Here is a 15,251-nt window from a genome sequence, read left to right as displayed (position 1 = left end):
ACGCCTGTTACGCGTCATCTTTTAATTCATTTACCCACATTGCCGTTGCCCCGCAAATTGCTACCGGCATAATGATGAAATTCACTACGGGGATTAAAGAGAAAATATTTACCATCATGCCAAAACTCATGGCTTTGCCTTTATGCTCGGACAAATGAAGACGCATCCGGGTAAAAGGAACCTTATGATTATCATACGGGTAGTCACAATATTGAATAGCCATCATCCAAGCGTTAAAAAGAAACCACAAAACTTGGCCTATTACGGGCAAGATAAAGAAAAGTAATAGAAACCCGATTGCACGAGGCAAATACCACGCGAGCTTAGTTACTTCACGGCCCAATGTGCGGGGAATGTCTTTAATTAGGGCCATTACTCCTTCATCTCCTAATGCTTGTCCGCTTAAGTGGCGCTCTACTTTTTCTGACAATACGCCATTGAATGGCGCTGCAATCCAGTTGGCTAGGGTGCCAAAGATAAGTGCAAAAATCAGCAAAACGCTTATTACAGCCAAAGGCCAAAGTAGGAACGAGATAGCGGTTTTAATCCAGCCAAGCCATTCGGGAACTAAGTTGATGACATAGGCGATACCTGACTCAATTTGACCAAATAAAAAGTAAAAAGCCACTGAAAATAGAATAAGATTTATGGCAAAAGGAACAAAAACAAATCGCTTCAGACCCTTCGTCTTTATTAGCGAAAATCCCATGAAAAAATAATTTACACCGCCAGCACTCATTCGCTCTCCTTAAAAAAATTACGTTAAAACAGTACCGCTCACTGTCAAACGTTATATTAAAAATCACATCAAATATAACACCAAACACTATCATCATATTATCCAACACGGTCAGACAGAAATGTTAATTGTTACAAGCTGTATGATTTGGTAGAGTCGAAAAGATAATAAAAAGACAATACTGTGTGCTATTGCATTAAAAAATAACGTGAAAACCGCTCATTCACCACCCATTTTCGCTAAACGTGTAAACAATACGCAAACCATTGTTTGTCGTTTTGCTGTGCCTGTTTATATGAGGGCAGAGTGTGCGCCTTAAAAAAATAAAGCTTGCTGGCTTTAAATCTTTTGTTGAACCCACCGTTATTCCTTTTCCTGGTGAAATGACCGCAGTAGTGGGGCCAAACGGTTGTGGAAAGTCCAACGTCATAGATGCGGTTCGATGGGTGCTTGGCGAAAGCTCTGCAAAAAATTTGCGTGGTGACGCAATGACCGATGTTATTTTTAACGGTTCTACGTCAAGAAAGCCTGTAGGTCAGTGCAGTGTTGAATTGATATTCGACAACACGAGCGGGCGTATTGTTGGAGAGTATGCTAACTATAACGAACTCTCGGTTAAACGTCTGGTAACACGGGAAGCGCAATCTACTTATTTTCTTAATGGTACAAAATGCCGGAGACGTGACGTAACAGATCTATTCTTAGGAACAGGGTTAGGGCCCCGGTCATACGCCATTATTGAGCAAGGCATGATTTCCCGTCTTATTGAGTCAAAACCTCAAGAATTGCGGGTGTTTATTGAAGAAGCCGCGGGAATTTCCAAATACAAAGAGCGCAGACGTGAAACTGAAAACCGCATCAAACATACCCTCGATAATTTAGACCGCCTCACAGATGTGCGCGATGAGCTTGGCCGGCAGTTAGAAAAGCTGCAAAGACAGGCAGCAGCAGCGACGCGATATAAAGCGCTACGGTCTCAGGTAAGAGAACTAAAAGGGCAGCTTGCTGCAATTCGGTTTTTAAAAAACAGTGATCATATTGAAAAACTAGAAACTGAAAAAGCGTCTCAAATATCTGAGATGGAGGCGTTAATAGCGCGTCAGCAGGGTGATGAAGCTGGCGTCAACATGTATAAAGAAAAGCAATCAGACCTAAAACAAACAGTAGATGATATTCAACAATCCCTTTTCACCACCAGTACATCTATCACTCGTTTAGAGCAAAATGCGCTGCATGCCAAACAGCGAGCAACACAAGTTGAACAGGAGATATCCCGTATCAACGAACAACAGCAGCTGTTACGGCACTCGTTGCAAGAAGCGCAAACATTGCTGTCGCAATCCCGCGATTCACTGCTGGAAATAGAGCCCGAGCTTGAAATTAACGAGGCAGAACTGTACAGCGTGAAAGAGCGTTTTAAAGACGCTGAACAACTGTTGCGGGATGTAAATGCGTCTGCAAGGCAGCAAGAAGCTGCATTCAACCAAATTAAAAGCAAGGTGCAAGAGAGCCACAGCCAAATTCAATCTCTTATGAATGTTCAATTGCGCACCTCTCAAAGAATAAGCGAAATACAACAAGAGCTTTCTCAAACCCAAGATGAGAACTTTGAAGAGCAATTGGCGATTTTGGATGCGCAAGCTGAAGAGGCAGAAGAGAATGTGTTTGCGCTTCGAGAAAAAGTGAGTGACCTTACAACCTCAGAATCTGAAGCCAGTGAAGAGTTAGAGTTAGTCCGCAATGAGCTAGAAGAGGTAACCGGAAAACTTCATGCTGCAAGGTCTACGCATTCCGCATTAAGCGCACTGCAAAGTGATGCATCGCGCTATGTTTCTCATCAAGACAGCAATGAGCAAGTGGCGAAAACGCTGTGGCAATCTATTTACGCTCCAGACTTGTTAGCGCCCTGTATTGAGGTAGTGCTTCAATATCTCAATCAACCACTTTTATCTAAAAAGGATGAAGTGGCTTCTGTGTTTTCACAACAGGAGGCGTTACCTAGCGGCGTGAGGATATTTACTGAGTCTGTATTTACAGATAAGGCAGAGCCTGGAACGTTGGCTTTCGCACTTCTTGAGTTTTCAGAAAATCAGCGAGTGCCCAGTTTTTTGAACGAAATTTTTATCTTTCAAAATGACGAAGATCTCTTTAGTGATCAAACCAAAGACAAATTAAAAGACAGCGGCAAGAGTGCGATGTCCCACAGTGGTTTATGGTGCGGTGAAAATTGGTTATTAAAGCCTGGTAAAACTGAAGACGGAGTACTTCAACGTGCGAATAAGCTAACTCTATTAGAAAACGAAATGCAGTCTCTTGAGGAAGCAAAACTGTCAGGCCAAAAGCGGGTTGAGATGGCTCAGCTATCGATTAACAACATACGTCAAGAGATACAGAAGCATCAATCAGAATTGTTAGAGTGTGAGGGCGCGTATCAGCAAAGTAAAAATGCTCGTTCGTTGTTAGCGATGCAGCAGCAACAGCAGCAGTCGAGAATGACTAAACTGCAAGATGAATTGGCAGCGCAGCAAGCTCTTCAGCAGGAGGAAGAGAGCCAGTTAGAGATGCTTTCTGAGTCGCTCACCCTTTATGAACAGCAGCTTTCAGAGTGTGAAGAAACACTTGCAGATGTGAATGAAAGGCGAGAACGAGAAGAGCTCAGTATAGTGGAGCTTAGAGCGCAAGTAGAAATGTTAACCTCTAAAAAGCATGAGCTTGCGCTAAAAAAACAACAGCTTGATAATCATCAGAAAATGTACAGCGAGCAGGTGAGTCGAAATGAAAGTCAGATGAAAGAGTACGTTGAAACCACATCTCGACTTACCGACGAGCTTTCACAGTTAACATCACCGCAAGAGACCCAGCATGAAGAGCTTCAGGTGCTACTCGAGAATAAGCACGAGTTAGAGCATCAGCGTAGCGAAGCGCTCGCACAGCTAGAAGATATAGAACAATGGCTTCGCGAAGCTGAAAAAGGGCAGCAGGCTTTAGGAAAGGATATTCAGGCTAGACAGGCGCACATCGACACACTCAAAATAGAGATAGAGGGTCATCGAGTGCGTGGGAATACGGTATTAGAGCAACTTCAAGAGTCTAAGCAGTCGCTAAAAACACTTCTTGCCGAACTTCCTGAAGACGCCGATGAAAATAAGTGGCAGCAAGAGCTAGAGAAAACACAAGCGAGTTTACAGCGTTTAGGCGCTGTAAACCTTGCTGCGGTAGAAGAGTTTGAAACACAATCTCAACGCAAATCGCACTTAGATGAGCAGCATGAAGATTTAACCAATGCACTGGAGACCCTGCAGGCTGCAATCCGAAAAATAGACAAAGAGACACGAAGCCGCTTCTCGAATACCTTTGAGCAAGTAAACGAAGATTTAAAAACGCTCTTTCCAAAGGTGTTTGGCGGTGGTTCAGCGTATCTTGCGCTTACAGATGATGACTTACTTGAAACAGGGGTGACCATTATGGCTCGTCCACCGGGTAAGAAAAATAGTACAATTCATCTTTTAAGCGGTGGAGAAAAAGCATTAACCGCTTTATCATTGGTATTTGCAATTTTCAGATTAAATCCGGCGCCCTTCTGTCTACTCGATGAAGTTGACGCGCCGCTAGACGATGCTAACGTGGGCCGTTTTTGCAATCTGGTGTCACAAATGTCTGAGACAGTGCAGTTTATTTACATTACCCATAATAAAATAGCGATGGAAATGGCGAGTCACCTAACGGGTGTCACAATGGCCGAACCTGGTGTATCGCGCATGGTTGCCGTTGATGTCGACGAAGCCGTTGCATTCGCAGAAGCATAACAAAGGGCGAAAGAATTAAATGGAAGATGAATTACGTCTATTTCTACTGTTAGGTGGTTCTGTTTTTATCATAGGCGTGTTGGCCCATGGTATTTGGAAAATAAGAAACAACAGTAAACCGGAAGAAAAGCAGCGTCTTGAGCCACGTCAGTGGGACGAGAATGACGATGAGTATACAGAGTCGCGCGATGACAGTGGTTTTGACGAACTCGGTATTGGCAGCGTAAGGGTAGTGGGCGATAGTCCAAATTCTGAACCCGCTTCTGACAGTGAACAGAACAAGGCATCTACCGACTTCAGCAATGAAGAAAACAGGCAGTCACTTTCCAGTGATCATTTGGCCAGTGATTATTTGGCCAATGGTGGTTCATCTTACGCGAGCGAAAAGGAAGACAGCGCAGATACTGATACGACAGATGGCGAGAAAAACAGCGCCGTTATTGCCACGCCTGCTGAAGAAAACCCAGACTCTCAAGAGCAGCGTTCTACGCTCTATGGTTCGGTAATAACGAATCCAAAACCTCACATAAAAAACAGTAGTCGTCACGCAGTTGAACCCGCAACGCTAAGAAATGACAATATTGCTGATTTTCCCGAGCCACCCGATTTTTTACTCAGAGATTCTGAAACCTCTGAAGACACAGAAAGTTCCATGCAGGCTGAGACTTCGGGACAAGCAGATAGCTCTGTAGATGATAGCTCTTTGCCAGAAATCTCTACATCTGAAACAAGTGCCTCGACTCATAAGTCTTCTCATGACGCAACCACACCATCAAATACTGATGCAAACAGCACAACGGCACCTACAAAAAGTGTACCTCGCTCAGAGGTGCCTAAGGCCACGTCAACGCTGTACGTAGATGCAACAAGAGATGAAGCTGAGAATGCTGGAGCACGTGTTGAGCCTATCTTTTCCGACCCGTTGAATAATGAAAGTTATGATGAAAAGCCGCAGGGTAGACAGCGTTTATCAAAAACACGACGTAGTAAAAGTCCTGCGAGAAAACGTGAAGAGCCAAACTTTGGTGATGATCAGATGCGCATTGATTTTGATGACAGCGAATCGCAAGCATCATCCGCTGGAGCATCTGCCCCGAAAGAGTCATCGAGCAGCAATTCATCAGATTCTCCGGCGCAAGAAGTATTAGTACTTAACGTTCGAGCACCTAATGATGCACCTATCTCGGGAGCTGCCTTGCTACCCATGTTGCTAACCCTGGGTTTCAAGTTTGGCGATCAGGATATCTTTCACCGCCACGTCAACTCTAATGGCAAAGGACCCGTTTTATTTAGTCTTGCCAATATGTTCAAACCAGGCGTTTTTGATATAGATAATTTAGAGAACTTCGATACTCAGGGTGTGTCTTTATTTATGATCCTACCTATTGAGGGCGATCCTCATCAGGTTTTTAATATGATGCACAACGCTGCGCGCAAATTGGCTGATGAGTTCAATGCTCAGGTTCTCGATGGTCGCAGAAGCGTGCTTACCAAACAAGGCTTGCAGCAGTATGTTGAGAAAATTCGTGAATTTGAGCGTAGAAGAATGATCTCTCGAAGCTGATTGAGTGTTTCTAAGCTGTAGTTGAGTCGAGGGGTAAAGGCCCTAAACGACATTTGGCATTTATTTTTACAAGGACTTGAACAGCAGGTCCTTTTTCATTTAAGCAGAAGTGTAAACGCTAATTTTACCTCTACTTTAATAATTTCAAATTTTTATGGTGTGATTTCGACTCTATGTCCAATACCTTAGAGAACGCAAAAAACGACGTGGCAGCGCTACGTAAACAACTCAATGAATATAACTATCAGTATTATGTTCTTGACGACCCGACAGTGCCCGATGCCCAGTACGACAGGGATATGCAGGCGTTAATTGCGCTAGAGCAAGAATTCCCAGAACTGAAAAGTGCTAACTCTCCCAGTCAAAAGGTAGGCGGTGCTGCACTATCTGCTTTTGAGCAAGTGACACACGAAGTTCCTATGCTGTCTTTAGACAACGCGTTTGACGATGCATCTTTATTGGCGTTTGAAAAGCGCCTCAAAGATCGCCTTAAAGACAATGCACCACTCTCATTTAGTTGTGAACCAAAGCTTGATGGCCTTGCTGTGAGTATTTTGTACGAAAATGGCGAGCTTGTGCGTGCTGCAACAAGAGGCGATGGACAGGTAGGAGAAAACATAACTGCCAATGTACGAACTATTTCTAATATTCCATTGTCTTTACGAGGAGAACAATGGCCTGAAAGAGTTGAAGTGCGCGGTGAAGTGTTTATGCCTAGAGATGGGTTTGAAAAGCTGAATGAGAGTCAGCGTGGGAAGGGGGCAAAAGTTTTCGCCAACCCGCGCAACGCGGCCGCGGGCAGCTTGCGACAGCTAGATTCGAAGATTACCGCAAAAAGGCCACTCATGTTTTACGCCTATTCTCTAGGCGTGGTGCAACCAGACACTTTTGAATTGCCAAATAGTCACAGTGAGCGCCTTAATAAACTGGCATCGTGGGGGCTTCCCTTATGCCCAGATATCAGCACTGCCGATGGCGGGAACGGGTGTTTGGAATACTACAATCTTATTCTCAATAAACGGGATGCCCTGCCGTACGACATTGATGGAGTGGTGTTTAAGGTAGATGATATTGCTATACAAAACAGACTTGGATTTGTAGCCAGAGCACCGCGCTGGGCAATTGCACAAAAGTTCCCGGCTCAGGAAGAAGTCACAACACTGATTGATGTAGAGTTTCAGGTAGGGCGCACTGGCGCAATTACGCCTGTTGCCAGACTTGAACCTGTTTTTGTTGGTGGTGTTACAGTATCAAACGCTACGCTACACAACCAAGACGAGATTGAGCGATTAGGCGTAAAGGTAGGCGATACCGTTGTAATTAGGCGAGCTGGAGATGTTATTCCTCAGGTGGTTTCTGTGGTTGAAGCGAACCGTACTGGTAGTGAAACTGAAATCAATTTTCCCCAACAGTGCCCAGTGTGCGATTCAAATGTTGAGAAACTAGAAGACGAAGCTGTGGCAAGGTGTACCGGTGGTTTAATTTGTGCAGCACAAAGGAAACAAGCGCTTAAGCACTTTGCCTCTCGTAAAGCGTTTGATATCGATGGGCTTGGCGACAAGTTAGTCGATCAACTTGTTGATGCTGATTTAGTGCACACTCCGGCCGACTTTTTTACCTTACCTTTAAGTAGCTTAATAGGCTTGGAGAGAATGGCGGAAAAGTCGGCCACCAAACTGTTAGATTCACTGGAAGCCTCTAAAAAAACGACACTGGCAAAATTTCTTTATGCGTTAGGTATTCGTGAAGTAGGCGAAGCAACTGCGGCTAATTTGGCCATGCACTTCACCACGTTAGATGCTATTCAAACCGCAACCCTTGAAGCATTAGTAGAGGTTCAGGATGTTGGTAATGTTGTGGCAGAACATATCTTTAACTTTTTCAACGAAAGCCACAATACCGACGTAATCAATGCTCTATTAGAGGTAGGAATACATTGGCCTGCGGTTGAAAAAAGAGAAGAAGCAAACTTACCGCTTAAAGGACAAACTTGCGTGATTACGGGCACATTAAGTGAAATGGGGCGTTCAGATGCCAAAGCTCGTCTTCAGGTGTTAGGCGCTAAGGTTGCAGGTTCGGTATCGAAAAACACCGATTTCTTAGTGGCTGGTGAAAAAGCAGGCTCTAAACTGACGAAAGCTCAAGAACTTGATGTTGATGTATGGGACGAAGCTACTCTGATAGCTTTTCTGAACGAGCATGAGGTGTAGCATAAAACAAGACCCGTGTAGGGTATTCTGACTCATTTCACGCAGCGCGTTAACTGCAGGGAGTGCACGTTAACGTCTTAAGCCTCTAAAAAAAGCTAGTGCGCACTGCGCGCTAGCTTTTTCATAGCTTAGCGCAATGTAGCATGCGGAAGTTAACGCTCTTCTAATTCTCATCTATGCGGTTGTGTTTTCTGCGTTCCCACGCCTTTCTTACCTGAAAGCGCCATATCCAGTTAAGCGATAGATAGCCCGCCAATCCAAAAACCACTGAACATATTCCGCATCCCACCAAAAACGCAGGCCCTATGGTATTGATACTTTCAACTACCCACTGCCAGCTAAATTGAAATTCAAAGTGTTCAGGTTTGGTCCCAAGTACAGTAGTTCCTACCTTATAGGCACCATAGAATATGGGAGGAATCGTGAAGGGATTGGTTATCCATACGGTAGCAACTGACAGGGGAATATTGGCTCTAAACGGAATAGCAACACCCGCAGATAGCCACATTTGAAATGGCACCGGCCAGAATGCAAAGAAAAGTCCAATGCCAAACGCACCAGACGCTGAGCGGCGATTTAGATGCCATAAATTCGGCTCATGAAGAACATGGCCAAACACTTTAAGGGCTTTGTTTTTCTTGATGCTTTGATGATCTGGCAGAAAGCGTCGAATAAATTTCTTAGGCATAGAGTTCGATGCTTCTCAAATTAAGAGTCAAAAAGAACATGATAGCTCGCAATGTTAATCATAAAAAAGAAAAAAATATTTTGCCAAATTCTCGCCACGTACACCTTCGAGGATTAAGCCCAAGCTCGTTAAACCCAAACTCGGAAACCCCCAAGCTTATTAACCCTAATAAAGTTAGGCAGTCTACGCTACTAAGCTACCTAAATAAGCTACCTAAATAAGGTCTAGATAAAAATAGTTACGTGAATCAATGGTAAATCGTATCACAATTTGGCTATTTAGTTTTTGCGTTGGCGCAATCAGTGCGGTTTTTTGGCCTCGCTTACCTTCAAAAAGCGAACTTTTTTTACTAATCGCACTGGTGATATTGTTGCTTACCATTCTAGCGACTTATCACCGATTTGCGTTAAGCCCAACAACAAAACTCAAGCCTGAACATATACCAAGACAAATTCCATGTCAGTACGCGAGTGAAGCCTCTCTTTACACTTTCAACCGAAACCTATACAAGGTCTCATCCTTAAGACTCTTCCCACTTAGCAGACGCTCTGTCGCTTTCCTGAGCATGCTTGTTGCCAGCGGCGCATTGACGGGCGTTTTAATGGAGGCGAGTGTAGGGTATTACCACTATGCTTGGCAACTCCCAAAAGACAAAATTCAAAAAGACATCATATTACAAGCTCGTGTTTTAAGCGGTGGCTGTATACCCAACCCTAAAGGTCCAGTACATAAAAAAAGCCTCGATACTTCCCTCAATACATCTATCAATACATTCACTGAGGTAAAAAGTCATCGCTATATGGTTGAGTTTATAGCGCCAAATGACACCGAACAATCACCTCAGTCTACCTTTATAGAGGGGCTTGCTGGCAAAAAAGGAAGGCTTACTGCTCCCACAATAAATGATTCGAATCAGCTTGATGAAAACAGCTGCCTTCATAATGGCGATATCTTCCTGGCGTTGGTAAAACTAAAGCCAAGCTATAGCACTCAAAATCCGGTGGGGGCTAATCAGCAAAAGCATCTTATGGCGGATAATGTTCACGTTACCGGTTACATTAAAAAGCTTTATTTTGCCCATGTATCTCACCGTCACAGCTTTCGCTTGCGTATGGCATCAGTACTTAATGAGTTAAGGGGCAATAACCTTCAATGGTGGCAAGCGCTTCTTTTAGGGCTTCGAGGTGGTTTTACACCGTTACATTGGGAGCTTTTGCAAGTTACGGGCACGGGCCATTTATTCAGTATTTCAGGCATGCATTTAGGCGTAGTTGCAGGTTATGTTTTATTGTTCTGCTGTTGTATCGTTTACTTGAAAGCTCAGCTAAGCAGTGCTTTTTCGGCATTGTTTGGTTCAACTAAGCTGTCTCAAAGCCTGTTCAAGCGAGAGCATCTATTAGCTTCGTATATCAACTACAGACACCTTGTTATATCTATCGTTTGGATAGGTTGTGGTCTTTACACTTTGCTAAGTGGCTTAGCGTTGCCCGTTGTAAGAGCTTATGTACTGCTAACTGTAGCCAGTGTGTTGACACTGTTATGCTTTACATACAGGCCTCTTCACCTTGCAGTTGCGATGGTAGCGGTAAGTATAGCGCTATTCCCATTATCCATATTAAGTGCAAGCTTTTATTTAAGCGTGAGTGCTGTACTTTACATTTGGTTCTTAGTTGCCAGATTCCGATTATCTACACAGTCATTTGTAAAAACATTATTTAGCTTACAAATATTGTTAAGCATATTTATGATCCCCGTCACTGTTATATTCTTCAGCACATTTTCTGTCGTAGGGCTTTTGGCCAATATTATTGCAGTACCCATTATTACCTTGCTGTTGCCGCCTGCTTTGCTTGTTCTGCTCATTTTAACGTTGTTAAAAATGAATTCAGTTGGTGAGAATAGGGTTGATACTTCAGGAAACGCTTCGATAATTTCAGAGGTGTCTGAATTCTGTATTTCAGCGGTAGAAAAGCTGTTCAGTTACTTAGATACCGTCATGACGTGGCTTATTGAATTTTTGAAAATTTTAGCACGCTACGAAAATGCTTCAATAGATATTAACTTAGATGCTAAAGCAGCGGTCTGTGCACTGGCATTTATGTTTTTACTCATTGGCCCACGTTGGCGCTATAAAAAGGTAGCGTTGATTGTACTTCTTGTTCCATTTTTGACACTACGCGTACCTGGTAATCCAAAACAATGGAATGTACATGTTTTAGACGCGGGGCAGGCCAGCGCAATTGCAGTGGTAAAAGCAGGTAGGGCTTTAGTTATTGATTCTGGCGCTAGTTACAGGGGGGTAGCTTATACGGCCAGCGAAGTGCTATTACCCTTGCTGAACAAGTTAGGTGTTGAATCTATCGATTATGTTTTTCACACCCACAAAGATAACGATCACGCCGGGGGAAAGGCCACTGTAGCAAATTCAGATCTGGCTAGTCGTGCTCTTTGGTTTTCTCCTACTGAAGGCTGTGAACAAGGCAAAACAGAAAAGTGGCAAGGCTTACGCATCGATATTTTATGGCCATTACCGGGTAATTCCACAAACGATAATAATCATTCCTGCGTGATTAAAATAAGCGACGCATTTAATAGTATTTTATTGCCAGGCGATATTGAGCGAAGCACTGAATATGCCCTGTTAAATACAGTGAGCGCAGCAACCACAAATCAGTCAGCAGAAGATGCGAAAGTATCATTTAAGTCAGTTACACCAACGTTAACCGTAGATGCAGATATCCTTATTGCTCCACATCACGGAAGCAACACCTCATCTACGTCAGTATTTGTCAGACAGGTTAACCCTAAAGCCATAATCATTACACAGGGGTTTGAGAACCGCTGGAAGTTTCCGGCACTTCCTGTAATACAGCGTTATGAAGCACTTGGTGTCCCTTACTATCTGTCGAGTTACCATGGGTATATAAAAGTGACGTTAGGGAGTTCCACAGTCTGTATGTTGTCTAAATGGTTGAATAGTAGGTTTGAAAACGATTACTGTAACCACAATGTAGTTATTCAGTCTCAGCGTTTCGACTTAAACGAGCGTTGGTATTTGAAGGCAATCTATCCGTCCCATTTGTAGGCCATGCCAGACATTCAACTGTGTCAGCAAAAATGAAACCTTGTGAATATTAAAGCGCTGGAAGGTGAGATTTTAATCGAATTACCTGTGAAATTAGGGAATTATTATAATACCGAGTACAATATATCGCAGTAAAAACACAACAAAGTCTTGTGAGTTTATCAACGAATTTTAAGACGGGTGAACATAATTCATGCAGCAAACCGAAGCCTCGGATTTTCAAATTAAACGCTTTTTAAACTATCTAAAAGCATACAAAGTGCCTTTCGTTTTCGCCATCATAGGAATGATAGGTTACTCGGCAGTTGATACGTTTGTGTTTGCACAACTTCAGCCTATGATTGATGAATCGCTAGGCAAAAACGACCACGAATATTTAAGACTAGCAGCGTATGCCATAGTTCCGCTGTTTCTACTTAGAGGTATATTCAACTTTTTAGGTACCTACACGCTAAGTTGGATTGGTGCTCAAGTTGTTATGCGTATGCGACAGCAATTGTTTGACAAATATATTCATTTACCCGTTGAGTTTCACGACAATCATGCCGTAGGTGGTTTGATTAGTAAGGTTACTTACGATACGGAGCAAGTGGCTAACGCGTCGGGTAAAGCCTTACTTACGCTTATACGAGAGGGGGCTCTCGTTATTGGCCTATTAGGTGTTATGTTTTACTACTCGTGGCAGCTCTCGCTTATTTTTCTTCTCATTGGGCCATTAGTTGCCGTTATTGTCGCGTTTGTTAGCAAGCGTTTTAGAATGGTGAGTAAGAACATTCAGCAATCTATGGGCAATTTGACATCGTCAGTCGAGCAAGCAGTAAGAGGACACAAGGTGGTTCTCATGTTTGGTGGTCAAAAAATAGAGCAGGACAGGTTTAAGCAAAAAAACAATCATAATCGCCAGCAAACCATGAAGCTGTCGGTAACGCAAATTCTCAGTGTGTCCTCTATTCAGGTAATTGCTTCAATAGCACTGGCGGTAGTTTTGTTTATTGCCAGCACCCCGGGCATGTTAGAGCAACTTACTGCCGGCGTATTTATTAACGTTGTGTTCTGTATGGTTATGTTGCTAAAACCTTTGAAACAGCTCACCACCATCAACAATCAATTTCAGAAAGGAATGGCTGCATGTGCGAGTATTTTTGAGATACTCGACCAGCAAGATGAAGAAGACTCAGGCTCAGAAAAGCTTGACCGTGCAGCAGGTAAATTAGAGTTTGATGATGTCACTTTTTATTACCCAGGCAAACAAACGCCAGCTTTATCGAACGTGTCATTCACTGCCAACCCTGGTCAGTCTATTGCCTTGGTAGGCCGTTCAGGCAGTGGGAAATCTACGATTTCTTCTCTGCTTACACGTTTTTACGTGCCTCAAGAAGGAGAAATTCGTCTTGATGATAAAGCGCTCAATAGTATTGACCTTAAATCTCTACGCGCCCAGTTTGCAGTGGTTTCTCAAAATGTCACACTATTTAACGACAGTATTGCCAATAATATTGCCTACGGCGCAAAGGAAAGTGTTTCTCGCAAAGATATAGAGCATGCCGCCCAAATGGCACATGTAGACGAGTTCTTAGCGAATTTACCCGATGGCATGGACACGGTGATAGGTGAGAATGGCCTTATGCTCTCGGGTGGGCAACGACAGCGCATTGCCATTGCCAGAGCTATTTTGGCCGAGGCACCTATTCTTATCCTTGACGAGGCAACATCTGCACTTGATACGGAGTCTGAGAAACTCATTCAAGATGCATTGGAAACACTGCAAAAACGTTGTACCAGTATTGTGGTGGCCCATAGATTATCAACCATTGAAAATGCTGATGCTATTATGGTGGTCGAACAAGGCAAAATTATTGAAAAGGGCAGTCATAGTGAGTTGCTGGCTAAAAAGGGGCACTACGCCCAACTACATGCTTTGCAATTTGGTGATAGTAAGTGAGTGATATTGAAAAAAAGTGGTATAGCGGCCATCCCTTAGTGTGGTTGCTATCTCCGCTTGCCCTGCTTTTTTATCTGATTTCTGCGCTTCGCCGTTGGCTGTATGCTATTGGCGTTAAACAATCGGTAAAAGTAGACGCTCCCGTTATTGTCGTTGGAAATATATCAGTAGGGGGTAATGGCAAAACTCCCGTAGTATTGGCACTTGCCGGATACTTCAAAAATAAAGGTGTAAAGGTTGGTATTTTAAGTCGAGGTTATGGCGGTAAATCAGATTTTTATCCGCGAAAAGTAAGTGAAAACGACGAAGCAAAACACGTTGGTGATGAACCCCGATTATTGGCCGGTCGCAGTGGCTGCGATGTGGTCATCGACCCTAACCGCGTGCGCGGTGCAACCTATCTTGTCGAACAATGTCAGAGCGACCTCATCATTTGTGATGATGGTCTACAGCACTATGCGTTATCACGAGACGTTGAATTAATAGTAATGGATGATAGGTTAGTAGGTAGCGGTTTTTTATTACCTATGGGGCCTTTGCGTGAGGGGAAATGGCGCCTCGAAACTGTAGATGCACTTATACATAACAGCGCAGAAATGCCACAGTTATCTCAACCGTGTGCAGCGCAGTTTCTAATGTCCTTAGAACCAGGCAATTTGATCAATGTTAAAGATAGGCAGCGACAGATATCGTCAGACAGTTTTCGTGATAGCCCAGTGAGTGCACTTGCGGGAATAGGCTCGCCACAGCGCTTTTTTTCTCAGCTAGAGAATTTGGGTTTAAAGCTCAATTCTGCCCGTGCGTTTCCCGACCATCATGACTTTACTGTTGACGATATACCCACTGAAACAGTCATAATGACAGAGAAAGATGCGGTAAAGGTGTCGGCTTTTGCACATAAAGACTGCTGGTTTTTGCCTGTAACAGCAAACATCGACAATCAATTTTTCAATCTGATTACAAATAAGCTGTTGAACTGCGGATTGACGGTTCAAAGCAATGAAAAGGAAAATGAGAATGGCATTTGATAAAAAGCTATTAGACGTTTTAGCATGCCCCGTGTGTAAGGGAAAGCTGGTATTAGATGAGTCTAATGCAAGGTTAGTCTGCCGTTTCGATCGCTTAGCGTACGACATTAAAGAAGGCATCCCCGTGCTTATTGAGAGCAAGGCTACAACCCTGTCATTAGAACAAGTAGACGAGACTCGCTAAGGTAA

At 43.5% G+C, this 15,251-nt stretch carries 9 protein-coding genes; 7 read left to right on the top strand and 2 right to left on the bottom strand.

The annotated features are described in order from the left end of the window. Positions 1-7: 7 nt before the first annotated feature. Positions 8-739: a sulfate transporter CysZ gene (cysZ, locus tag GTW09_RS01280; RefSeq protein WP_071979776.1), complete on the bottom strand. Its 732-nt coding sequence runs from the start codon at positions 737-739 to the stop codon at positions 8-10. A 308-nt stretch (positions 740-1,047) separates the two neighbouring features. On the opposite strand from cysZ, the gene smc reads away from it, so the two are divergent. The 3 genes from smc to ligA all read left to right on the top strand — a co-directional run bounded on the left by smc (position 1,048) and on the right by ligA (position 8,319). After that, positions 1,048-4,545 (top strand): chromosome segregation protein SMC, encoded by a 3,498-nt coding sequence (gene smc / locus GTW09_RS01275; protein WP_163109374.1) that lies wholly within the window; start codon positions 1,048-1,050, stop codon positions 4,543-4,545. Positions 4,546-4,564: 19 nt separating this feature from the next. Continuing rightward, entirely contained in the window at positions 4,565-6,109 is a 1,545-nt protein-coding gene (gene zipA, locus GTW09_RS01270; protein WP_163109372.1) for a cell division protein ZipA, read from the top strand. 173 nt (positions 6,110-6,282) lie between these two features. Continuing rightward, positions 6,283-8,319 carry an NAD-dependent DNA ligase LigA gene (gene ligA / locus GTW09_RS01265; protein WP_163109370.1) on the top strand — a complete coding sequence of 679 codons (2,037 nt, stop codon included), beginning with the start codon at positions 6,283-6,285 and terminating at the stop codon, positions 8,317-8,319. Positions 8,320-8,482: 163 nt separating this feature from the next. On the opposite strand, the gene GTW09_RS01260 is transcribed toward ligA, so the two are convergent. Then, positions 8,483-9,007 carry a DUF2062 domain-containing protein gene (locus GTW09_RS01260; protein WP_071979772.1) on the bottom strand — a complete coding sequence of 175 codons (525 nt, stop codon included), beginning with the start codon at positions 9,005-9,007 and terminating at the stop codon, positions 8,483-8,485. Positions 9,008-9,257: 250 nt separating this feature from the next. Here GTW09_RS01260 and GTW09_RS01255 point away from each other — a divergent pair, with 250 nt between their 5' ends. The 4 genes from GTW09_RS01255 (at position 9,258) to GTW09_RS01240 (ending at position 15,246) form a co-directional block, all read left to right on the top strand. Next, complete coding sequence (locus GTW09_RS01255) at positions 9,258-12,092, top strand: DNA internalization-related competence protein ComEC/Rec2 (protein ID WP_163109368.1); 2,835 nt, start codon at positions 9,258-9,260, stop codon at positions 12,090-12,092. A gap of 193 nt (positions 12,093-12,285) precedes the next feature. Then, positions 12,286-14,034: a lipid A export permease/ATP-binding protein MsbA gene (msbA, locus tag GTW09_RS01250; protein ID WP_163109366.1), complete on the top strand. Its 1,749-nt coding sequence runs from the start codon at positions 12,286-12,288 to the stop codon at positions 14,032-14,034. After that, the gene (gene lpxK, locus GTW09_RS01245; protein ID WP_163109364.1) at positions 14,031-15,062 is read left to right on the top strand and encodes a tetraacyldisaccharide 4'-kinase; all 1,032 of its coding nucleotides are present in this window, start codon (positions 14,031-14,033) and stop codon (positions 15,060-15,062) included. Before msbA ends, lpxK begins: the two co-directional genes overlap by 4 nt. Then, on the top strand, positions 15,052-15,246 hold the full coding sequence (locus GTW09_RS01240) for a Trm112 family protein (protein ID WP_071979768.1): 195 nt from the start codon (positions 15,052-15,054) through the stop codon (positions 15,244-15,246). Before lpxK ends, GTW09_RS01240 begins: the two co-directional genes overlap by 11 nt. Positions 15,247-15,251 lie beyond the last annotated feature (5 nt).

The organism is Alteromonas hispanica, from assembly GCF_010500915.1.
GTDB classification, from domain to species: Bacteria; Pseudomonadota; Gammaproteobacteria; order Enterobacterales; family Alteromonadaceae; genus Alteromonas; species Alteromonas hispanica.
This window is presented reverse-complemented; position numbering and strand designations above follow the sequence as displayed.

What these genes read in the sequence shown, in the direction of transcription:
- GTW09_RS01240 (WP_071979768.1), top strand. Translation starts at nt 15,052, where the DNA reads ATGGCATTTGATAAAAAGCTATTAGACGTTTTAGCATGCCCCGTGTGT.
- zipA (WP_163109372.1), top strand. Translation starts at nt 4,565, where the DNA reads ATGGAAGATGAATTACGTCTATTTCTACTGTTAGGTGGTTCTGTTTTT.
- GTW09_RS01255 (WP_163109368.1), top strand. Translation starts at nt 9,258, where the DNA reads ATGGTAAATCGTATCACAATTTGGCTATTTAGTTTTTGCGTTGGCGCA.
- cysZ (WP_071979776.1), bottom strand. Translation starts at nt 739, where the DNA reads ATGAGTGCTGGCGGTGTAAATTATTTTTTCATGGGATTTTCGCTAATA.
- GTW09_RS01260 (WP_071979772.1), bottom strand. Translation starts at nt 9,007, where the DNA reads ATGCCTAAGAAATTTATTCGACGCTTTCTGCCAGATCATCAAAGCATC.
- ligA (WP_163109370.1), top strand. Translation starts at nt 6,283, where the DNA reads ATGTCCAATACCTTAGAGAACGCAAAAAACGACGTGGCAGCGCTACGT.
- msbA (WP_163109366.1), top strand. Translation starts at nt 12,286, where the DNA reads ATGCAGCAAACCGAAGCCTCGGATTTTCAAATTAAACGCTTTTTAAAC.